Source organism: Streptomyces sp. NPDC059256, from assembly GCF_042753785.1.
In the GTDB taxonomy this organism is placed as follows: Bacteria; Actinomycetota; Actinomycetes; order Streptomycetales; family Streptomycetaceae; genus Streptomyces.
This window is the reverse complement of sequence record NZ_JBHYZO010000017.1, coordinates 104,840-127,062: the sequence shown is the minus strand read 5'-3', so window position 1 is coordinate 127,062 and position 22,223 is coordinate 104,840. Positions and strand designations below refer to the sequence as shown.

At 68.6% G+C, this 22,223-nt stretch carries 11 protein-coding genes; 6 read left to right on the top strand and 5 right to left on the bottom strand.

Annotated features, from left to right (window positions below; genetic code table 11):
* Positions 1-228: 228 nt before the first annotated feature.
* Positions 229-1,587: an MFS transporter gene (locus tag ACFXJL_RS27145; protein ID WP_384696634.1), complete on the bottom strand. Its 1,359-nt coding sequence runs from the start codon at positions 1,585-1,587 to the stop codon at positions 229-231.
* 210 nt (positions 1,588-1,797) lie between these two features.
* Here ACFXJL_RS27145 and ACFXJL_RS27140 point away from each other — a divergent pair, with 210 nt between their 5' ends.
* Positions 1,798-2,769, top strand: a complete 972-nt coding sequence (locus ACFXJL_RS27140) for a sugar-binding transcriptional regulator (protein ID WP_384696631.1) — start codon at positions 1,798-1,800, stop codon at positions 2,767-2,769.
* Positions 2,770-2,799: 30 nt separating this feature from the next.
* Complete coding sequence (locus ACFXJL_RS27135; protein ID WP_384696628.1) at positions 2,800-3,435, top strand: class II aldolase/adducin family protein; 636 nt, start codon at positions 2,800-2,802, stop codon at positions 3,433-3,435.
* Positions 3,436-3,813: 378 nt separating this feature from the next.
* Here the strand turns inward: ACFXJL_RS27135 and ACFXJL_RS27130 are convergent, their stop codons facing one another.
* Positions 3,814-4,404 (bottom strand): TetR/AcrR family transcriptional regulator, encoded by a 591-nt coding sequence (locus tag ACFXJL_RS27130; protein WP_384696626.1) that lies wholly within the window; start codon positions 4,402-4,404, stop codon positions 3,814-3,816.
* An 85-nt stretch (positions 4,405-4,489) separates the two neighbouring features.
* Between ACFXJL_RS27130 and ACFXJL_RS27125 the strand changes: the two genes are divergently transcribed.
* Positions 4,490-5,503 carry a saccharopine dehydrogenase gene (locus ACFXJL_RS27125; protein WP_384696623.1) on the top strand — a complete coding sequence of 338 codons (1,014 nt, stop codon included), beginning with the start codon at positions 4,490-4,492 and terminating at the stop codon, positions 5,501-5,503.
* Between the two features lie 77 nt (positions 5,504-5,580).
* Here the strand turns inward: ACFXJL_RS27125 and ACFXJL_RS27120 are convergent, their stop codons facing one another.
* The 3 genes from ACFXJL_RS27120 to ACFXJL_RS27110 all read right to left on the bottom strand — a co-directional run bounded on the left by ACFXJL_RS27120 (position 5,581) and on the right by ACFXJL_RS27110 (position 9,227).
* On the bottom strand, positions 5,581-6,321 hold the full coding sequence (locus ACFXJL_RS27120; RefSeq protein ID WP_384641095.1) for a maleylpyruvate isomerase family mycothiol-dependent enzyme: 741 nt from the start codon (positions 6,319-6,321) through the stop codon (positions 5,581-5,583).
* A 285-nt stretch (positions 6,322-6,606) separates the two neighbouring features.
* Positions 6,607-7,638 carry an NAD(P)-dependent oxidoreductase gene (locus ACFXJL_RS27115; RefSeq protein ID WP_384696620.1) on the bottom strand — a complete coding sequence of 344 codons (1,032 nt, stop codon included), beginning with the start codon at positions 7,636-7,638 and terminating at the stop codon, positions 6,607-6,609.
* Positions 7,635-9,227 (bottom strand): FGGY family carbohydrate kinase, encoded by a 1,593-nt coding sequence (locus ACFXJL_RS27110; RefSeq protein ID WP_384696617.1) that lies wholly within the window; start codon positions 9,225-9,227, stop codon positions 7,635-7,637. Before ACFXJL_RS27110 ends, ACFXJL_RS27115 begins: the two co-directional genes overlap by 4 nt.
* A gap of 627 nt (positions 9,228-9,854) precedes the next feature.
* Here ACFXJL_RS27110 and ACFXJL_RS27105 point away from each other — a divergent pair.
* From ACFXJL_RS27105 to ACFXJL_RS27095, 3 genes are all read left to right on the top strand, one after another.
* On the top strand, positions 9,855-10,790 hold the full coding sequence (locus ACFXJL_RS27105; RefSeq protein WP_384696614.1) for a sterol desaturase family protein: 936 nt from the start codon (positions 9,855-9,857) through the stop codon (positions 10,788-10,790).
* Between the two features lie 129 nt (positions 10,791-10,919).
* Positions 10,920-20,507: an amino acid adenylation domain-containing protein gene (locus ACFXJL_RS27100; protein ID WP_384696611.1), complete on the top strand. Its 9,588-nt coding sequence runs from the start codon at positions 10,920-10,922 to the stop codon at positions 20,505-20,507.
* Positions 20,497-22,200: a phytoene desaturase family protein gene (locus ACFXJL_RS27095; RefSeq protein WP_384696608.1), complete on the top strand. Its 1,704-nt coding sequence runs from the start codon at positions 20,497-20,499 to the stop codon at positions 22,198-22,200. Before ACFXJL_RS27100 ends, ACFXJL_RS27095 begins: the two co-directional genes overlap by 11 nt.
* The last annotated feature ends 23 nt before the right edge of the window (positions 22,201-22,223 follow it).

Here is a 22,223-nt window from a genome sequence, read left to right as displayed (position 1 = left end):
TCCTGTGTACCCGAGATCCGTCGCACTGCTCCCGCGGAGCCGACCCGGCCGGGCACGTACCCCCCCGCCCTCGGGCGTCCGGTGCGGGGCGCCTCACCCCCCCCGGACGCGCGAGATGTACAGGAGGGGGTTCTCAGCCCTCCTCGCGGGTCTGGTCCACCACGCGCGAGGCGGTGGCGCCCGCCGCCAGGTCGGGCACCACCGCCGTCATCTGTGGAAGGCTTCTCGCTACCGCGCCGACCGTCCCGCGGGGGCAGCCTCGATCGGCCGCTCCGGGGGCTCGGTCCTGAGCGCGGACCTCGCGGACGACTCGGCATCGGACCGTGCGCCCGGTGCCGGCTGCCGCAGGCAGAACGTGAGGCCGAGGCCGAGCAGATAGACGCAGGCGATCACCCAGACCGTGGCTTCGATGCCGAGCGGCCCGACCAGTCCGGCCATGGCGGAACCGGCGAACTGGCTCAGACCCGCGCCCAGGTTGAGGATGGCGACCGCGCTGGCGATGTGCTTGGGGGCGAGGAGCGGCATGATCGCGGACAGCGGGACGAATGCCCCGAGTGCCAACCCGTAGAAGATGGCCACGGTCAGCGTCAGGGCGAAGTTGGGGCCCACCGCCTGGGGGACGTAGAAGAGCGCGAGCACCGTCACGAAACAGCCGAGGCCACCGATCCAGGCGACCGTGTTGACACCGCCGATCCAGTCGGCGACATAGCCGGAGAGCAGATTGGCCACCACGTTGGCCAGGAGCATGGTGCCCCAGATGGTCTGCCACTGTGCCGTGGAGAAGCCGACCTCATTCACCATGTGGGTCGTCAGGAACACCACGAACGCATAGAAGGAAAGGGTGTTGATCAGACGGACCACCCCGCCGACACCCACCCGGGGATGCGTCTTGACGATGGTGAGGGCGTTGAACATCTTGGCGAGGGATTCCTTCGTCGTCTCCGGGGGCTTGGTGACGACACGGGCCCGGACCAGGAAGATGATCAGACAGCCGCCGGCCCCGACGAAGGCGAGCGAGAGCCAGAGGGTCGCCATCTCCCCGATGACGGGGATGACCGCACCGGCGAAGTAGGAACTGATGACGCCGAGGCCCATCGTGGAGGCGAACCAGTACCAACTCACGGCACGGCTGAGCTTGTCGCCCGGGGTCTCCATGGCAATCCACACCAGGAAGCCGTAGGCGAAGAAGGGGTAGCCCAAGCCACGGATGCCGAAGGTGAGGAGCATGACCGGGTAGTTCCCCGCAGCCACGCCCACCGTCAGGAAGAGAACCTCGAAGACGGCCCAGATCCCGAGGCCCAGCAGCATGACGCGACGCGGGCCCCAGGCTTCGGCCAGGGCCCCGGAGAGCCAGGCCGCGACGGCGACGACGAATCCGTACACCGTCCAGAGCAGGGTGACCTCGCTTCCGGAGAGGCCCCGGGACTCAAGGTACGGGGACAGGAAGCCGACTTCGATGCCGTCGCCGACCATGAAGAGCATGACGGCGAGGAAGCCGAACGCCAGCGGACGGACGATCCCCTGGCGTTCGAGGAATCCCTGACGGGGCGCGGCGGCTTCGGCCGCGGGATGGGACGGGATGGTCATGGGCCCTCCGGCATGCACCACAGATGCGTGAACATCTGATCAATATTCGAACCAAAGTGCATGTAATATGAGTGGCACCCCAGCGGGTGTCAAGCCTTCCCCGGCCCCTTCACGACCAGCCGGAAGGCGCACCTCCGGTGGGATCGCGGACGGGATTGCCGACCCTTGACCGGCAACTGAACGGCGGGGCAAGATCCGAACGGAGGATCAATGGACAGAACAAATGGTCAGAAGCAGCCGCCCTTGGGCAAGATCGCGCGCCTGTACTACGAGCACGGTCTGACCCATCAGGAGATCGCCGACCTCTGTGGGCTCTCCCGGATCAAGGTGACCCGGCTGCTGGCCGAAGCCCGTCGGGTGGGCATCGTGGAGATCACCGTGCACAGCGACGACCATCTGTTCGTGGGCTTGGAATCAGCTCTCGGGCAGGCGTACCCCCTGCGTCAGGCGTGGGTGGGGCCGACGTTCACGGACGAGGCCCGGGCCCTCCACTCACTGGGAGCGGTGGCCGCCGAATGCATCGGCACCTTCCTGGAAGAGGGCACGACCGTCGCCGTGGGGTTGTCGGGGTCAGTGGCCGCGATCCCCGGGCACCTTCGGCCGGCAACCGCGCTGAACCTGGGCATCGTGCCCCTGACCGGCAGCAGGGGCGGCATTTCGCGTGCGGCGAGCTCCCATGAACTCGCCCTGGCCTTCGCCGCCGCCGTCGGCGGGCACGCCTACCATCTGCCCGCACCCCTGCTCGCACGCAATGTGGAAGCGGCTCAGGTGTGGCGGGAGGACCCCGCGGTCCAGGAGACGCTGGAGCGCGCCGCATCGGCGGACGTGTTGATCGCCGGGATCGGTGGCACGGGCGCGGACGGCGGCGTCCTCGTCCAGGGCCTGAGCCCGACGGAACTAGCGGACATCCGGGAGCGTGGCGCGGTGGGCGACATCGCGGGGCGCTTCTTCGACGCGAACGGCGCCGCGATCGCCGGCGAGGTGGACGAACGGCTGATCGGGCTGGACCTGGACCAGTTGCGGTCGGTACCCGTCCGGATCGGAGTGGCCCGCGGCGCCGACAAGCGCCCTGCGTTGGACGTCGCGGTGCGCCAGGGCCTGATCAATGTGCTGGTGACCGATGTCAGCACCGCCGAGGGGCTGTTGGCGAGCGCCGACGCTCCGACGGACGGGCCGGCATGAACAGCCGGCGATCCAACGAGAGGACATGAAGTGAAGCCGGTACACACCCTTGAGGGCCTGTGCGAACAGTTGGCGGAGGTCGGACGGCTGGCCGTGGAGCGCGGGTTGGTCCTCGCCAGTGGTGGGAACCTGTCCGCACGGCTCCCGGGCGGCGATGAGTTCGTCATCACCGGCGCGGGGACCTGGCTGGATCGCCTGGAGACGGCGGACTTCACCGTGATGACCGTGGCGGGCGAGCGGACCGGGGGCGCGGCTAAGCCGTCGAGCGAGTGGAAACTGCACCAACGGAGCTACCAGGTCCGCCCGGACGTGAACTGCGTCGTGCACCTCCACCCCCAGCATGCGGTCCTCCTGGATGCCGTGGGTGAGGAGATTCGTCTGATCACTCTCGACCACGCCTACTACGTCCGTTCCGTGGGCACGGTTCCGTACCACCCCAACGGATCGGACGAGCTCGCCGACGCCTCGGCCGAGCAGGCGCGCAGGCACGACTGCATGGTGCTCTCGCACCACGGTTGCTCATCGCTGGGCGCGGACATAGGGATGGCGTTCCGCCGTGCCATGAACCTGGAGGAGGCTGCCGTGGCGACCTATCGAGCGCTGACGCTGGGCAACGCGACCGCCGCCTTCCCCGCGTCGGAGTTGGCTGCCCTCCAGCATGCGTAGGACCTGACGCCCGACCCGACACTCCCGTCAGAGATCGTTGCTTGAGCTGGCTGGTTCCGTGGTGCGGGGCACGGTGGGGGTGGTTGAAGCCGACCCGCGGCGGCTGAGCTGGAGTGGGTGTTCGCGCCGGGTCGATACGGTCCAGAGCCCAGTTGTGCGCTGTTGCCCGCTGTTGTGCGCTGTTGTGCGCTGTTGTGCGCTTCGTAGGGGCGAAGGAGCGATGTGTGGCGGTCGGGCGGCATGGCGAGGGGTGCTTCGCCGGCGTCCGCCCTCAGCTGAGGATGCCCCGTTGGTACCCGACCGCCACCGCCGCAGCCCGGCCCCAACGCCCCATCCGCGTCAGGAGGTCCACAAGACAGGAAGTCAAAAAGAGCAGCACTAGCGGTCGGCCCTGGCATCGAGACCTCCCAAGAGGAAGCCGGTCAACGCACTGACCGCTTCACCATCGGTTACCCGCTCCCGGTTCAGCTCGGCGGCGATCGCCTCGGCCGCACCCAGCACGCCGACGCACCACAGCCGGAGGGCTTGGGGCGCGAGGCCGGAGTATGGCAGCAGCGCGGTGGCCATCAGGTCCGCGTAGCTGTCGGTCAACTCGTGCTGGATCGCCTCCGCTTCCGGGTTTCCTTTCAGCGCGGCGGAAACTGCGCTGAGCTCCGGCATGTCGGTGGCGCAGGCGAAGTAAGCGGCGCTGATGACGCGGGCGACCTCGCCGGCGCTGGGTGCGGCCTCCCCCAACGCCCGTGTGATCGCGGCCCTGTGGCGTTCGTCGAGTCGTCGGTAGAGCGCGAGCAGGAGGCCGGGGCGAGTGGCGAAGTGGTCGTATGCGATCGGTCTGCTCACACCGGCTTCCTCCGCGAGGGTAACCAGCGTGAGGCCATCGGCGCCCTGGGCGCGCACGATCGCCGCGGCGGTGTCGAGCAGCTGCTCCCGCCTGGCCTGCCTGGACAGGCGGGTCGTTGTAGTGGCCATGGTCCTCCCTTGCGTTCCCGTGCCAATTTAAGCTACAAAACGTAGGCTACAAAATGTAGCTTCATGGATGTGAGGAGAACCCACCGTGGGACAGCCGGAATCGGTACTGATCTTGGGCGGTACGGGCCAGGCGGGCACGGGGGCCGCCGCCCTCCTGCGCCAATGGCACCCGACCCTGCCGCTGACCATCGCCGGTCGTGACATCGACCGCGCACAGCGGGTGGCCGACGAACTCGGCACCGCAACGGCCACGACCATCGATCTGCGGCGCAGCGATCTCGGCCTCCCGGCCGACCGCTGCCACTCGGCGGTGGTCGCCGCGCTCTGGGACGACCACCTGCACGGGCTGCACTATGCGCAGCATCGCGGGCTGCCGTACCTCAGCATCTCCAGCGGCCTGGTGGACATCGCGCCGGAGGTCATCGCGGGCGCCCAGCGCGCCAACGGAGTGCCGATCCTGGTGGCCAGCCACTACTGCGCCGGTACCGTCGTCCTGGCGGCACTGCACTTGGCCCGGCAGTTCGACCGGATCGACACCATCCGGATCAGTGCCGTACTGGACGAACTGGACACTGGTGGACCGGCGGGAATAGCGGATCTACAGCGGTGGTCCACGGCCACGACGGCGGGACTTGTGCGCCGGGACGGCGTCTTCACCTGGGTCACCGGCCCCGAGGCACAGGCGGACGTGCGCAGTGCCGACGGCACCGATCTGCCCGGCCAGAGCATCGCCATCCTCGACGTACCTAGCCTCGCCCTCGCGACGGACGCGCCCAACGTCCGCTTCGACTTCGCCGTCGGCCAATCCGCGGGCCGGCGCCGCGGCGAACCCGCTTCCTTCGAGGTCCGGATCGACCTCGAAGGAGTAGACCGAGGGGGTGCACCGATCAGTACGAGCCGCTACCTGGTCCACCCGGCAGGGCAGCGCCCCTTGACCGCAACCGGCATCGCCCTGGGCGTCGAGCGATTGCTCGGGCTGCGCGGCGAAGCCGTCACACCGGGCATCCACACCCCCGAGGCTCTGATCGACCCGGCCTATGCAGTCGAGCGGATGGCAGCGACCGGCGCCGCCTTCATCACCGCATCCGGTGACAACTGAGCCCCACTGCAGAGGAACCCGTACCCATCCCCATTCCGCGGTGCGGTACGAGCACCTCAGGAGCCTGACACGCGCAATCACTGCGTCACCTGGCGGAGCCGGTACTGGAGGGCTGCGAGCACAGTCGCGTCGCCGGAACGCACGAGGGACCGCGAGTCTGCTGGAAGCCGCCCCCACAGATGGAGCAGGAGATCTCCGGGCTCGCCTTCGATCCGCGCGTCCGGCACCGCCCCTTCTGCGGCATGCTCCACCTGACTCTCCCGCAGCGTCACCAACCATTGCCGTCCGCCGCAGCACAACGCCACCGTACGATCGGCCCCCTCGACCTGCGCGGAACCGTCACCGAAGTCATGGGTGAGGAAGCCGAGAAACTCATCGACGCCGTCCACCGCGAACTCGGGGGCCAACGGTGTCTCCTGTCCACAGGCGAGCTCCGCATCGACACGGTGGACGGCAGTCTCGTGAGCCATCCGACGGAACCAGAACCCGACGGTCTGATCCGGTGGAAACCATGTGGGGGACTTCCGCTCGGGCCCGAGAGCGGCAAGTCGGTTCAGGAGTGTGTCCCGCAGTGCAGTGAACCAGGCCGCCACGTCGCTGGCCGCATCCGGCTGCGGCTTGCGCTCATGGTCCTGGGGTTCGCGCCCCAGCTCCATGCAGAGCACCTTGTGTTCATACACCTCCCCGACATGCCGTACGACATCAAGAGCAGTCCATCCCGGACACGACGGCACGGCGCCACCGGGATTTCGTGACGCGGCCAGGAGGAGCCGGTCGCTGTCGGCCCTGATCAATTCGAGATAGCCACGGGGGTTCATGAACGCATGGTGCCCCACACCTCTGACAGGGCAGCGCCGCGACCGGAGCGGACCGGGACACCTAAGAAGCCGGACAGGCCGATGGTCGACCGAACGCCGAGGGGGCTCGGTCAGCCATCGGCTCCGCTGTGCCACCAAGCCCCTCCAGAGCCGGTGCGCCGGGAGGGAGTCGTCCTTCGAGCTCCGCACAAGCGACCGCCCGGAGGGGGCTCAGCGCATGGGGCTCGGCGGAACGTCAGTCTCCAAGCCCCCAGCGGCGGTGCGGGACTTGTGGCCAGGGGCCATCTACTCCTCGGCGTGCCGCGATGCGGTCAGAAGCTCGGCGGCGTTGGCCACCGCTGCGGGCTGCCCGCCCTCGACCCAGGCCCGCAGGGCGCGTTCCGCGATCCGGGAGTGTTCGGTGATGACGTCGTCCGACGCGCCGCCGATGTGGGGTGTGACGGTGACGTTGTCGAGCCGGAGCCACTCCGCGTCGGCCGCCGGGGGCTCGCTCCAGAACACATCGAGACCGGCTCCGGCGATCCGCTTCTCCCGCAGGGCCGACAGCAGCGCTTCCTCCTCGACCACGGCCGCGCGGCCCGCGTTGATCAGATACGCATCGGGGCGCATCAGCGCGATCTCGTCGGCGCCGATCAACCCCACCGTCGACTCATGGAGGGGAACGTGCACGGTGACGATGTCGGAACGGCTCATCAGCACGTCCAGGCCCACCACATCGGCTTGCTCCCCGAACTCATCAGCCGCGAGGAAGGGGTCGTACACGAGGACGTCCATACCGAACGCCAGGGCCCGGCGCATCACCCGGCGGCCGATGGCACCGCCGCCCAGGATGCCCAGGGTCCGCCCGCCCAAACCGATTCCCCTAAATCGCGCATAGGGCTCGAAGATGTCGTCGGCGGTCCAGTGGCCCGCCCGCATCCACCTCTCGGCAGCGCTGGTGTGGCGGACGGTGGAGAGGATCAGCGAGAAGGCGAGATCAGCGGTGATCTCTGCGTTGCGCGCCGGCGTGGTCGCCACCGGTATGCCGCGTCGAGTGCATGCGGGCAGATCCACATTGACGGGGCTGGCCCGGCAGGAGACCACGAACCTCAGTGCCGGGGCCGATTCCAACGCCTGCTCGTCGACCCGGTCCACCTCGCACACCACGGCGTCGGCCACCGCGAGCCGCTCGGCGAGTTCGGACCTGGCGAGTGAAGCACCCGCGAGGGACGGCTCGGCCACGTCGACGTCGAACAGATCGGCGAGCCGCTCGATCGCCGCGGGGTCGAAGGGCGCGGTGATGAGCAGTCGTGGCCGCAGGGTCTTGGCACTGGTCACAGGGACTCCGTTCCATCGGCGTCGGGCGCCGACTCCGAGGAAGTGGACGGGGACGGGACGGCCTCGGTCGAGGCCCTCAGTTCACGCAGGGACGGCCATACGGAACGCAGCGCGTCCCTGGCGGCAGCGAAGGTCAGCGCCTGTCGGTCCGCGAGGGCGCGCGCTGTGGGGTCGGGCAGGAACACATCAACGGGTCGGGACAGTCCCATGAGTGCCGCATCGAGATCGGCGACCGTACCGCCGTTGGCCATGGCCAGTGCGGCGGCTCCCCGGGCTCCCAACTCGGGTGCGGTCGAGCGTTCGACCGGGCGGCCCACCACATCGGCGAGGATCTGGCACAACAGATCGGACGAGGCCGATCCACCGGCGATCCGCAGCACCCTCTCGCCAACCGAGTCCGCCTCCCCCAAGCACTCGCGCACCGTGAACGCGATCCCCTCGTAGACGGCACGCACCAACTGTCCGGCCGTCGTACGGATACTCATCCCGACCCAGGCTGCGGACGCCGCGCGGTCGACGAAGGGGGCGCGCTCGCCGTGGGGCGAGCCGTAGGGGAGATAGACGACACCACCGGCGCCCGGGCCTGCTGCCCGGGCCAGTTGCTCGACCTCGGCCCAACTGCTGCCGTCCAACCCGGTCACCCGGGTGACCCAGTCGAGGTTGGGCGCGCCCGCCATCGGGGCGAGGCATTCGAGGACTTGCGGGCCGAGACCCGTGGCCAAGGTGATGGCTGCTTCCGACCGGGAGCGGCCCTTGCCTTCACGGACGGTCGCGGTGAAGGCGGTCGTCCCCACGATGAGGTAGGCGTCGCCCGGTCGCAGCGACCCCAGACCGAGACCGCCCGCTGCGGCATCCACCAGACCGGTCGCCACCGGAACCCCCGGTACCAGACCGGTGGCCGCGGCGGCTTCGACACCGACCGTGCCGGCAGTGGACCAGGGTGGGCGCACCGGCGCGAGGAGGTGCCGGAAGCGCTGGTGCCCCAGCCCGTCGATCAATGCGTCCGAGTACGCTCCCGTGGCCACGTCGACATAGGTCCGGGAGGCTTCGGAGGCGTCGGTGGCGATCTCTCCGGTGAGTCGGAAGCGGATCCAGTCCTTGCAGTTGAGGTGGTGGGCGGCCCGCTCCAGCCGGGCCGGATGGTCCTGTTCCAGCTGCTCCAGCAGAACCGGCAGGGCACCGGGGAACAGGGAGGAGCCCGTGATGTCCCGCACCAGTGCCCCGCGGCCGTCCCGCTCCCATTGGTCGACCCGGGCCGCGGCCGTGCCGTCCATCCAGATGGCGGCGGGGCCACAGGGCAGTCCGGTGGCGTCGACCAGCCAGGCGCCATCCCCCTGACCCGTCACACCGACAGCGCTGACATCGATGTCGGCACCGGCCTGTCGAAGGGCCGTACGGACGGCGTCACAGACCGCCGACCACACGGCCTCCATGTCCTGCTCCACCCGGTCGCCCTGATGGACGACCGTCAAAGGCGCCCGCGACCAGCCGAGTTGCTCCCCGTCCGGAGCGAGGACCACCGCTTTGACCGCGGTCGTGCCGGCATCGATGCCGACCACTGCCTGCCGAGCCACTGATGAACCTCCCATCACCGCATCATGAACATTGGTTCACTGAACGATCTAAAGTGCAGCAAATTTAGGCGGGCGGACCGTCGCCGTCAACCGTCACCGGTCGTTCGCCCCACACGGGGACCTCGGCGCCGACCGGGCGCCAGCGGTTCGCCGCCCGGCCATCGACCGGCCGCCGAAACGAGGGCGGAGGCCGACCACGAGGCGCACCCGCCGGGCAGTGCGCCACGCGAGGGGACCTCGTGCGATCCCGCCGCCCGCGGTCGCCCGCACAAGCCGAGAGCAGGGCACACACCGAGAAGCCTCGTATCAAGTGACTAGTAGCACTATGTAACTCACATTGATTAAAAAGCTTCAGCCGCATTCCCTAACTGTCGGGAACCCTGTTCAATAAATATTGGATAAGGGCGGTAACGTAGAGGGCCATTCTGCCGAAAGCCTTTCAGGATTCGAATCCCGTTTCCCATACGACGGCGCTCTTGGCTTTCCAGCACCTCACGAGCACGCAAAAGAATCTTTGTCACACACCATCGCCCACCGGTCGCCTTTCACCGGGTTTTGCCCCTGGGTGATTCACCTTCGCTTCATCCCCGCTCCGTGCTCCACACGATTCGCGGTGCCGTGTCCCTCCCAGAGGAGCCATGGATGGAAGAGATCAGCAAAGCACCCGACGGCGAGATAGCCCCCGCGCAGGCGGCCACCCGTTCCACCCGCTCCACGGACTCCGTGCTGCAACGCATGGCCTATCCCGCACTCCTGGCCACCACCGTGGCGACCGGAGTGGTGACACTGGCCAGAGGTTGGGACCCCACCCGTGTCAGCCCCCTCTTCCTCATGGGTGTCCTGCTCTACCTGACGGCCCTGGAAAGACTGATCCCGTACAACCGCGCGTGGCATCCGAGCCGCAGCGAATGGCGCTGGTACGGCATCTACTTCCTGTTCACGATGGTGGGAAGTGCCGTGGCCCAGGCGCTGGTGAGCACCGCAGTCGCGGTCCTGTCGCCCACCGTTCCCGCTCTCCCCCTGTGGGCCGAGATCCCCAGCGCCCTGTTACTGGGCTCGCTGGCCAGCTATCTCGTACACCGACTGGGTCACACCCAACCCCTGTTGTGGCGGCTGCACGGTGTGCACCACGTCCCGCAGAAGGTGAATGTCGCCAACAACGGCGTCAACCACGTACTCGATATCGTCCTGGCCCAGGGTTTCGTACAGCTCACCCTGGCCCTGGCCGGGTTCTCCCGCGAGTCGGTATTTGTCGTTGGACTCTTTGTGACCGCCCAGGGGTATTTCGTCCACGCCAATATTGATGTGCACATCGGTCGTCTCAACCATTTTCTTGCCAGCCCCGAACAGCACCGCCTGCACCACAGCACCGCCCTTTCCGAGGCAGGTCACTACGGATCCGACCTATCCGTCTGGGACCACCTCTTCGGCAGTTACACCTGGCGACCCGGTCGCGCGCCGGTCGCGGTCGGCCTCAGCGATCCGGCGTCCTTCCCCGACACCGGCCAGATCGTCGCCAGCCTGCTCCATCCCACCCGTCGCCCACCACGGGACGGCGGTGACACCCCTGGGAACTGACGGCCGGGGCGCGTGCCCACCGCGCGCCCTGCGGGGACCCCACCGAGCGATACCGCCCCCGCCCCTGTGACCCGCAGTCCCCACCGTGTCCCTCCGTGCCACAGCGCCACGACATTGAGGAGTTCGACCATGGCTGACGCGACCCGCAATCCCCTGCGCGGCCGAGTGGCGATCATCGGCATGGGTTGCCGACTACCCGGTGGCGCGTCAGACCACCGGGAGTTCTGGCGGAATCTGATAGACGGCAAAGACTGCATCACGCCGACGCCGGCCGATCGGTACGACGTCTCCACGCTGGCCAGCCGCTACAAGGACAAGCCTGGGCGACTGGTCGGCGGTCGGGGCGGCTACATCGACGGCTTCGATGAGTTCGAGCCCGCGTTCTTCGGGATCAGTCCGCGCGAGGCGGACCACATGGATCCGCAACAGCGCAAACTCCTGGAAGTGGCCTGGGAGGCGTTGGAGGACGGTGGTCAGCGGCCATCGGACCTCGCGGGAAGCGATGTTGCCGTCTTCATGGGCGCCTTCACCCTGGACTACAAGATCCTCCAGTTCTCCGACCTCGGCTTCGGGTCGCTGGCCGCACACACCGCCACCGGCACGATGATGACGATGGTGTCGAACCGGATCTCGTACTGCTTCGACTTCCGCGGGCCGAGCCTGTCCATCGACACCGCGTGCAGTTCCTCCCTGGTCGCCGTTCATCTGGCCTGTGAGAGCCTGCTCCGCGGGGAGACGACGCTCGCCCTCGCCGGAGGCGTGCTCCTGCACATGGCACCGCAGTACACGATCGCCGAGACCAAGGGCGGATTCCTCTCCCCCGACGGCAGATCCCGCACTTTCGACGCGGCGGCCAACGGCTACGTACGGGCCGAGGGCGTGGGCGTGGTCGCGTTGAAGCGGCTGGAGGACGCCCTGCGCGACGGCGACCCCATCCACGCGGTGATCGTCGGCAGCGGGGTCAACCAGGACGGCCGTACCAACGGCATCACCGTGCCCAATCCTGATGCGCAGGTCTCCCTCATCGAACGCGTCTGCGCCGAAGCAGGCGTCACCCCGGGCGACTTGCAGTACATGGAGGCCCACGGCACCTCCACCCCCCTCGGCGACCCGATCGAGGCCAATGCGTTGGGTCGGGCACTGTCCATCGGACGGGCACCGGACGCGAAGTGCTACGTCGGATCGGTCAAGACCAACATCGGCCACACCGAGTCCGCCGCCGGTATCGCCGGACTGATCAAGACCGCACTGTGCGTGCGCCACCGGCGCATCCCCCCGCACATCAATCTGGAACACCTCAACCCGGCGATCGACCTGGCCTCCCTGCCCTATGAGATCCCCACGTCAGCCGTCGACTGGCCCGAACACCGCGGCCCCGCACGAGCAGGTGTCAACTCCTTCGGCTTCGGCGGCACCAACGCCCATGTCGTACTGGAGGAACCACCGCCGCGACAGGAGGACCAGACCTCGATCGCACCATCGCAGCGCACCTGGAACATCCTCCCGTTGACCGCTCGCAGCGCCGATGCACTCCCCCAGGTCGCCGCGGGCCTCCAGGGCGAACTCGCCGGGGTCCACGGCCCCGCCGCATCGCTGACCGACATCGGTCACACCCTGGCCCACCGCCGCCAGCACCTGGAGTCGCGCCTCTCGCTCGTCCACTCCTCCCGGGCATCGCTGGACGAGGCCCTCGCGGCGTACCTACGAGGCGAACCCCACCCGGGCGTGGTGCAGGGCCGGCTGCTCGACGAGGCGGATCGACGCCTGGTGTGGGTCTTCACGGGGATGGGACCCCAGTGGTGGGGCATGGGCCGCGAACTCCTCGCGACCGAGCCGGCCTTCCGCCAGGCGCTCCTGCGCTGCGACCACGAGATCCGCGCACTCACCGACTGGTCGCTGATCGAGGAGATGACCGCGGACGAGGCCGAGTCCCGCATGGGTGAGACCTGGCTCGCCCAACCCGCCAACTTCGCTCTCCAGATCGGGCTCGCGGCGCTCTGGCGTGCACACGGGGTGCAGCCGGATGCCATCGTGGGTCACAGCACCGGCGAGATCGCCGCCTTCTACGAGGCCGGGGTGTACAGCCTGCGGGACGCGGTGCGCATCGCCGTGCACCGAAGCCGCCTCCAGCAGAAACTGTCGGGCTCCGGCACCATGCTCGCCGTCAGCCTCTGTGAGGAGGAGGCCGACCGTCGTGTCCTGCCCTACGGGGACCGGGTGTCGATCGCGGCGGTCAACAGCCCCACAGCCGTCACCCTCGCAGGTGAGGAGGACGCACTCGCCGAGCTCGCGGACACACTCCACAACGAGCAGGTCTTCACCAAGTTCCTCGCCGTGCGCGTGCCCTACCACAGCGCCGGCATGGAGTTGATCAAGGACGAGCTGCTGACCTCGCTGGCCGGGCTCGAACCCCGATCCGCCCGGGTGCCGCTCTACACCACGGCCTATGAAGGCGTCGCCGAAGGGCCGGAGTTGGATGCGCGGTACTGGTGGCGCAATGTACGAGAGCGGGTCCGCTTCCGTGCCGCCGTCGACCGACTCGCGGACGACGGACACCGACTGTTCCTGGAGATCGGCCCCCATCCGGTGCTGGGCCACTCCATCCGCGAGTCCCTCGAACAGCGGGATCTGACCGGTTACGTCGTGCCGTCGATCCGCCGCCAGGAGCAGGAAGTCGACCGCTTCGCCGCGTCCCTGGCCACGCTCCACAACGCCGGCGTCCCCATCGCCTGGGACGTCCTCCACCCCACGGGCTCACCCGTGCCCCTGCCGCGCTACCCCTGGAAGCGCGACCGGCACTGGACGGAACCGGCGCCGGTCGCACAGGTGCGACTCGGCCAGAACGACCACCCGCTCCTCGGTCGCCGCGCCGACCATCCCGATCCGACCTGGCAGGCCGAGATCGACAGCGAGGCGCTCCCCTACCTCGCCGACCACCGGATGCAGGACGCCGTCGTCTTCCCCGCGGCGGGCTATCTGGCGATGGCCGCTGAGGCCGTCCGTACGCTCACGGACGGCCAACACGTGGTCCTCGCGGACATCGAGTTGCGCAGAGCGCTCTTCCTGCCCGAAGGGGAACGGAGGGCCGTGACGCTCTGCCTCTCAGCCGAGAGCGCAGCATTCACCGTCGCCTCAACACCCGGTGGTGGAGGGCGCACGAGCGACGAACCGACCGTTCACACCACCGGTGTGGTCCGTACGGGACAGCGCCGGTCCTTCGGTGCCGCCCTTGCGCCGGCCGCCGTCCGCGCCCGGAGTCTGCGCAGGCTCGACGGCGACGAGTGTTACCGCGCCCTCGCAGCACTGGGTTACCACTACGGTCCGGCCTTCCAGGCCATCGAGGAAGTGTGGATCGGCCCGGGTGAGGCCCTGGCACGCCTGCGCGCACCCGCACAGATCGACGGGGACACCGCCCGCCACCACATCCATCCCGTCCTGCTGGACGCCTGCTTCCAAACGCTCCTCGCCCCACAACTGCTGCCCTCGGCGGCCCCGGCTTCGGACAGTGGAATCCGACTGCCGCTCTCCATCGACGAGGTGGGCATCGCTCCCATCGGGGACCAGCCCCTGTGGGTGCACGCCACCGTGAGCCGCACGGACGGGATCGAACTCGTGGGCGACCTCGCCCTCCATGCCGAGGACGGTACGGCGCTCGGCCTGATCACGGGGTTCCGGGTGGCCGATGTGGAGGCGGCCTCCACCACGGTCGGTCTGGGGACGATCGACTCCTGGCTCACCGAGACGGTGTGGATCGAACGACCCCTCACCCCCGCCACGGAAGAGGCGAGCGCCGGCGCACAGGCTTTCGGCGTCGAGGCGATCACTCCCGTCGCGGCTGCCGACCGGGGCGACTGGCTCGTGTTCGCCGACTCCGGGGGCGTCGGTGCGGCACTGGCCGCGCTGGCCGCCGAACGGGGGGTGCGCTGCCATCTCGTACGTCCGGGCGCCTCCTACCGGGCCGACGTCGAGCCTCTGGGGCGACCCCGTTCCGCAGGCGGCGACTTCACGGTCGTTCCCGGGTCGACCGAGCAGTTGGAACGGCTCTTCTGCGAGCTCAGGATGGGCGGTGAGAGCGCCTTCGGCGCGGTGGTCCATCTGTGGAATCTGGATCTTCCGGCACTCGGCACGGCCACGGACCTGACGCTGCACGGCAACACCGGCAGCTACTCGCTCGTCGCACTGGCCCGTGCCCTGCTGTCCTCCGGCGTCAGCGGTCGGCTGCACATCGTCACCCAGGGCGCGCAGTCCGTGCTGCCCGGCGAGCCGGTCGAACCGTTGGGCGCTCCCGCGTGGGGGGTCGGGCGGGTGTTGTGGCAGCAGGAACTGACCGGGCACCGCGGCAAGCTGATCGATCTCGACCCCGCCGATCTCCACGACGTCCTCGGTGGGGACGGTGACCCCCGGCGGACGGAGATCGCCGACCGACGGGCACGCGCCCTGCTGCATGAGATCACCACCCCGGACGAGCAGGAGATCGCGCTCCGCGGCGCACACCGCCTCACCAGCAGGATTCGCCAGGCGACCGATCTGACCCAGCCGCTCCCGCTGCGGTTGCGACCGGACGGCAGCTATCTGGTGACCGGGGCGTTCGGGGCGTTGGGACGGCTGTTGTGCCGCACCCTCGTCAAACGCGGTGCCCGTCGGCTGATCCTGCTCGGACGCACCCGGTTGCCCGACCGCGACCGCTGGCGTCTCATCGATCCGACCACTCCCGAAGGTCGGGCGATCGCCTTCCTCAAGGAGTTGGAGGCGCTGGGGGCGCAGCCGATCACCGCCAGGGTCGACATCACCGACGAACAGGCCCTCACCACGTGGCTCGACGAGCACCGGCGCGGCGATCCACCTCCGATCCGGGGAGTGTTCCATCTGGCAGCCCAGGTGCGGGACGCTCTCGTACCGGAGATGGACCGGGAGACCTTCGATGCGGTGCACGGCCCCAAGGCCATCGGGGCGCACCTCCTCCATCGCCATCTGCGGGACGAGCCGCTGGAGCACTTCGTGCTCTTCTCCTCGATCGCCTCCCTGTTGACGACGGCGGGGCAGACCAACTACGCATCGGCCAACGCCTTCCTGGACGCGCTCGCACAGCATCGCAGGGCGCAGGGTCTGCCGGCCCTCAGCATCAACTGGGGCCCGTGGGCCACCGGGATGATCGAGGAACTGGGCCTGGTCGACCACTACCTCAACAACCGGGGCATGAGCTCGCTGGCACCGGACGTGGGCATGGCCGTGCTGGAACGCATCATCGGTCAGGACCGGGCACAACTGCTCGTGGCGACCGTGGTCGACTGGCCGGTGTTCATCTCCTGGTACGGCACGGCTCCTGATCTGGTGGCCGAATTGGCTGCCGCGGCACCTTCGAGCCGGCTGAGCGCCGGACACGACCTGATCGACTCGTTCCGGGCCGCCGATACGGAGGAGGAGCGCCGTTCGCTGGTGTCCGAACGCTTCACGGCTTTGGCGGCGTCCGTGCTGCGCACCGCGCCCGAGCAGATCGAGGCGGCGGCAGGGCTCGGGGTACTCGGTCTGGACTCGCTGTTGGCGATGGAGTTGCGGGGCCGCATCCAGGCCGACTTCGGGATCGCGCTGCCGGTGGTCGCGCTGCTCAGCGGCACACCGGTGGCGGACCTCACCGCCCAGGTGCACGAAGCGCTGGTGGCTCTGGTGGCGAGCGAGAGCGAGTCGAGGGCCCCGGTCGCGTGGGAGGTCTTCGAGAACGAGCACGAGTACCCCCTGACGCAGAACCAGCAGGCGTTGTGGTTCCTGAAGCAGCTCAATCCCGACGGCTACGCCTACAACATCGGCGGGGCCGTGGAGATCGGGGTGGAACTCGATCCGGATCTGATGTTCGAAGCAGTGCGGCGTACGGTCGCCAGGCATCCGGCGCTGCGGACCAACTTCCTCCTCGTCGACGGGCAGGCCGTCCAGCGGGTCCACGAGGACGCAACCGCGGACGTGCGGCTGTTCGACGTACAGGGCCAGGCGTGGGAGGACGTCCACCGCACGATCGTCAGCGAGTACCGCAAGCCGTATGACCTCGCTCATGACCCGCTGTTTCGTTTTCGACTGTTCAAACGGGCTCCGGACCGCTGGGTGATGATGAAGGCGGTCCACCACATCGTCTCGGACGCCATCTCGACCTTCACCTTCATCGAGGAACTGCTCGCCGTCTACGAGGGCCTGCGGCGCGACGCCGAACCGCAGCTACCGGCTGTGTCCGCCCGCTACCTCGACTTCCTCAACGACCAGAACCGTTTCCTGGCCGGCCCGGAGGCCGGTCGGATGCTCGACTACTGGCGTTCGCACCTGCCGGAGAGGGTGCCGCTCCTCGACCTTCCCGTCGACAAGCCCCGGCCCGCCGTGCAGACCCACAACGGTGCATCGGAGTTCTTCGTCCTGGACACCGAGCTCAGTGCACGCGTGCATGAGTTGGCGCGTGCCCACCAGGTGACGCCGTTCGTGGTGCTGCTGAGCGCCTACTACGTCCTGTTGCACCGGTACTCGGGACAGGACCACCTCATCGTCGGCAGTCCGGTGACCGGCCGCACCCGGCAGGAGTTCTCCTCCGTGTACGGCTACTTCGTCAATCCGCTCCCCCTCCATGCGGATCTGTCGGGGGAACCGTCGGTCGCAGCACTCCTGGAACAGGTCCGGCGCACCGTGCTGGGCGGGCTGGACAACCAGGAGTACCCGTTCGTCCTGCTGGTCGACAAGCTCGGCCTCCAGCACGACCCCAGCCGGTCCGCGGTCTTCCAGGCCATGTTCATCCTGCTCACCCACAAGGTGGCGACGGAGAAGTACGGATACCGTCTGAAGTACATCGAACTCCCCGAGGAGGAGGGCCAGTTCGATCTGACGCTCTCCGTCTACGAGGACGAGGCGGAACACCGCTTCCACTGTGTGTTCAAGTACAACACCGATCTCTTCCTGCCGGAGACGATGGAGCGGATGGCGTCGCACTATGTCCATCTCCTCGACCAGTTGACCCGGGCTGCCACCGATGTGCCCGTCACCGAGTTGGAGATGCTGGGGAGCGCGGAACACCATCGGCTGGCACATGAGTGGAGTGGTGCACAACGCCTCGCCCTCACGACGGGCGGTGCCGCGAAATCCGAGCCCTGGGTGGCCGTGCACGAGCGCATCCGGGAACGGGCGGCGGAGCGCCCCGACACGATCGCCGTACGCGTCCCCGCGGCACCCGGAAGCGACGGCAGGCAGCTGACGTACGCCGAACTGGACCATCGGTCCGACCTGCTGGCCGTGCGGCTGGCCGCCCTGGGGGTCGCCCCGGGCGAGGTGGTCGCCCTCTGCCTCGACAAGTCACCGGAGCTGATCGTCGCCCTGGTGGGGGTGTTGAAGGCGGGTGGAGCCTATCTGCCGATCCAGCCCGACCATCCGGTGGAACGGATCACCCAGATGGTGCACGCATCGAACGCCGTGTTGCTGGTCGTGGGAGACATCACGGGCCGGGCCGGGCTGCCGGGCCTGCCCGTCGAGACGCTCACACTGGCCGAGCTGGGGTTGCCCGCACCTGGTCAGTCCGGTCCGCTCATCCCATCGCCGGACACCCCCCTCTCCACCCCGGTGGTCCCCGCGCACAGCGCCGAGGACCTCTCGGGCCCGGTCGGATCCGTGGCTCCGGACTCGCCCGCGTACCTCATCCACACCTCGGGTTCCACCGGCCGCCCCAAAGCGGTGCAGGTCAGCCACCGCAACCTCGCCTCCGCGTACAGCGCCTGGCACGACGAGTACGGGCTGGCCGACCTCGGTGTCCACCTGCAGATGGCGGCTCCCTCCTTTGACGTGTTCACGGGGGATGTGGTGCGGGCGCTGTGTTCCGGCGGCCGTTTGGTGTTGGTCGACCGTGATCTCCTCTTCGACACCGCGCGGCTGTACCGCACGATGCGGGAGGAGGGCGTCGACTGCGCCGAGTTCGTCCCGGCGGTGGTGCGCGGTCTGATGGACCACTGTGAGGCCGATGCGGTGGGACTGGACTTCATGCGGCTGCTGATCGTGGGTTCCGACGCCTGGAAGGTGGAGGAGTACCAGCGGTTGCGGGCCCTGGCCGGTCCGCTCACCCGGGTGGTCAACTCCTACGGCGTCACCGAGGCCACCATCGACAGTGCCTACTTCGAGGGTCCGGTCGACGATCTGGAGCCCGGCCGGATGGTGCCGGTCGGCGAGCCACTCGCCAACAGCACCCTCCACATCCTCGACCGGCACGGCGAGCCGGTACCGCCCGGAGTCCCCGGTGAGCTGTGGATCGGTGGCGCGGGAGTGGCGACCGGGTACGTCGGCGACCCGGACCAGACGGCGGAGCGGTTCGTCACCCGGCGGCTGAGCCGCCGGCCCGACGCCGAACCCGTCCGGCTGTACCGAAGCGGCGACCTCGCCCGCTGGGACGCGCGGGGGCGCATCCACCTGCTGGGCAGGGCCGACACCCAGATCAAGCTGCACGGACATCGGATGGAGATCGAGGAGATCGAATCCCGACTGGCCCAGTGGCCAGGGTTGGCACGCACGGTGGTCGTGGTGCGCCCGGACGCCCGGGGCGAAGCAGCGCTCTGCGCCTACTGCGTCCCCGAGGTGGGGGCCACCGTGGACCCGCGCGCACTGCGCCGCCATCTCGCCGGCTTCCTCCCCACGTACATGATCCCCTCCTACTTCATCGAACTGCCCGCGCTACCGCTGACCGCGCACGGCAAGGTGGACACCGCCGCACTTCCCGCGCCGCCGACCGCGCACGGAGTCGACACCGAAGCGGAGTCGGAGTACGAGGCGCCCGCCACCCCGTACGAGGAGAGGGTCGCGCACCACTGGAGGGCCCTGCTGGGCCGGGAGTCGATCGGGCTGGAGCACGACTTCTTCGAATGTGGCGGCAGTTCGATCAAGCTGATCGAACTGATCCACCACCTCCAGGGCGAGTTCGGCATCACCATCCCCGTCAGCAGGTTGTACCGGGTCACCACCCTGCACGGCATGGCCGCAGCGGTGGAGGAGCTCGTCGAACGGGGACCCGCAGACCACACTCCCTACATCGGTTTCAACACCGGCCCGGGTGAGCGCGTCTTCTGCTTCCCGCCGGCGGGCGGCCACGGTCTCGTCTACCGGGGGTTCGCCGGGCATCTGCCGCAGTACCGGTTCGTCGCCTTCAACTACCTACCGGGCGGCGACAAGGTCACCCGGTACGCCGATCTGGTCGAGAACGTCCAACCCCGGGGCCGCTGCCTCCTGCTCGGCTACTCACTCGGCGGCAACCTCGCCTTCGAGACCGCCAAGGAGTTGGAGCGCAGGGGGCGTGAGGTGGCGCATGTGATCATCCTTGACTCCCATCGCATCCAGGAGCCGTACATCGCAGGTCAAGAGCACATCGACGCCTTCGAAGGCGAGCTCCGAGAACATCTGCGCAAACACACGGGATCGGACATCGTCGCCCGGGAGACGCTGGAGCACGCCGCGGAGTACCTGGCCTTCTGCGGTCGCACCCCCAACCTCGGAGAGGTCGCGGCCACGGTCAGCGTCATCACGGACGAGGAGAAGGCGGAGCTCTACGCAGCCGGCGCTTACGGCACCTGGGAGGGCAGTTCCACCACCGCACACACCGTGCTCCGCGGCTCGGGCATCCATGCCGACATGCTCGATCCGGGGCATCTCGCCCGCAACACCGAACTCGTGCACCGGGTGTTGTCGACGCAAGGAACCGCCCATGCCCGATGAAGGCGCGTCCGACTGGACCATCCGCCGGCCCACCACACCCGTGCGGAAGCGCACGCCCACCACCAAACCCCGGGTGATCGTCATCGGTGCCGGTGTGGCGGGGATGTCGACCGGCTGCTACGCCCAGATGAGTGGCATGCAGACCCTGATCCTGGAGAAGCACGTCCTTCCCGGAGGCTGCTGCACGGCCTGGGCCCGTGACGGATACGTCTTCGACTACTGCATCGAGTGGCTGATCGGCACGGCGCCCGGGAACGAGGCGCACCAGGTGTGGCGTGAACTCGGGGCACTCGACGGGAAGTCGATCACCCACTTCGACATGTTCAACCGGGTCGTCGACGAGGACGGCCGCTCGGTCACGTTCTACAACGATCCCCGGCGCCTTGAACAGCATCTGCTGGAGCTGTCACCGGCCGACGCACGACTGATCGAGTCCTTCTGCCGGGACCTGCGCAGATTCTGCTCCATCGAGCTCTACCCCTTCCTGACCGCACCGGCGCTACGGACCGTCCGGGAGCGGGCGGCGATCCTCAGGACCGTGCTCCCCGCGTTCCGGCTGTTCTGGCGGACCGCGGCGACACCGATGCACGACTTCGCGGACCGATTCCAGGACCCGCTGTTGCGCAGGGCCTTCCGCAACATCTTCTTCCAGGACCCCGAGGGCTTCCCCCTGCTGCCCTACCTGTTCAACATGGCGGGCGCCCATCACCGCAACGCCGGATTTCCGCAGGGCGGATCGCTCGGTCTGGCCCGGTCGATCGAGGAGCGCTACACCTCGCTGGGCGGCTCGATCAGCTATCGGGCCCGTGTCGCCCGGGTCCTGGTGGAGGACGACCGCGCGGTGGGAGTGCAGCTGACCAACGGCAAGCGGTACTACGCCGACCATGTCGTCTCGGCCTGCGACGGCCACACCACCATCTATTCACTCCTCGGCGGACGGTACACCGGACCGCGGATCGAGAAGCTCTACGACGAGTTGTTGAACGCCCCCGGCACCCTCTTCCCCGCCGTGGTCTCCGCCTTCGTCGGTGTGGAAGGAGACCTCGGCGACGACCGGACGCACAGCACCACCTACCTCCTCTCACCCGAAGACGCCGAACGGCTGCCCGGCGCCCTGCAACAGAGCCTCGTGGTGCAACTGCGCTCCCGCTACTCCGACGGGTTCGCACCACCGGGGAAGTCGGTGATCCACTGCACCTACTTCAGCGACTACACCTACTGGAAGAAGCTGCGTTCCAGCGACCGCAAGGAGTACTGGGCGCAGAAGCGCCGTGTGGCGGCGTTCGTCCGTGAGTTCCTTGAGCGGCACCGCCCCGGCATCGCCGACCGGATCGAACTGGTCGACGTGGCATCACCGGCCACCACCAAGCGGTACACCGGGAACTTCGACGGCAGCATCCTGGCCTGGAAGGCGTTCTCGGAAGCGGACGACGTGGCCGCAAAACTCGTCGGCAAGGACCGCATGCGGTTGCCGGGGCTGCGTGACTTCTCCATGGCTGGCCAGTGGGTCGGCCTCGGCGGGCTGATCCGCGCCGCATCGACCGGCCGATTCGTCACCCAGTACCTCTGCGAGGAGTGGGGGCTGCCCTTCACCGCGTGGGAGAGCACACCGACCGAGCCTTGGCATCGCGACAAGCTCGGGCACCTGCCGCAGTTGGATCGACGGCCTGGTCGGGACGGTTCCGGTTCATGACGACGAGTCCCCGGGCGTCCGGC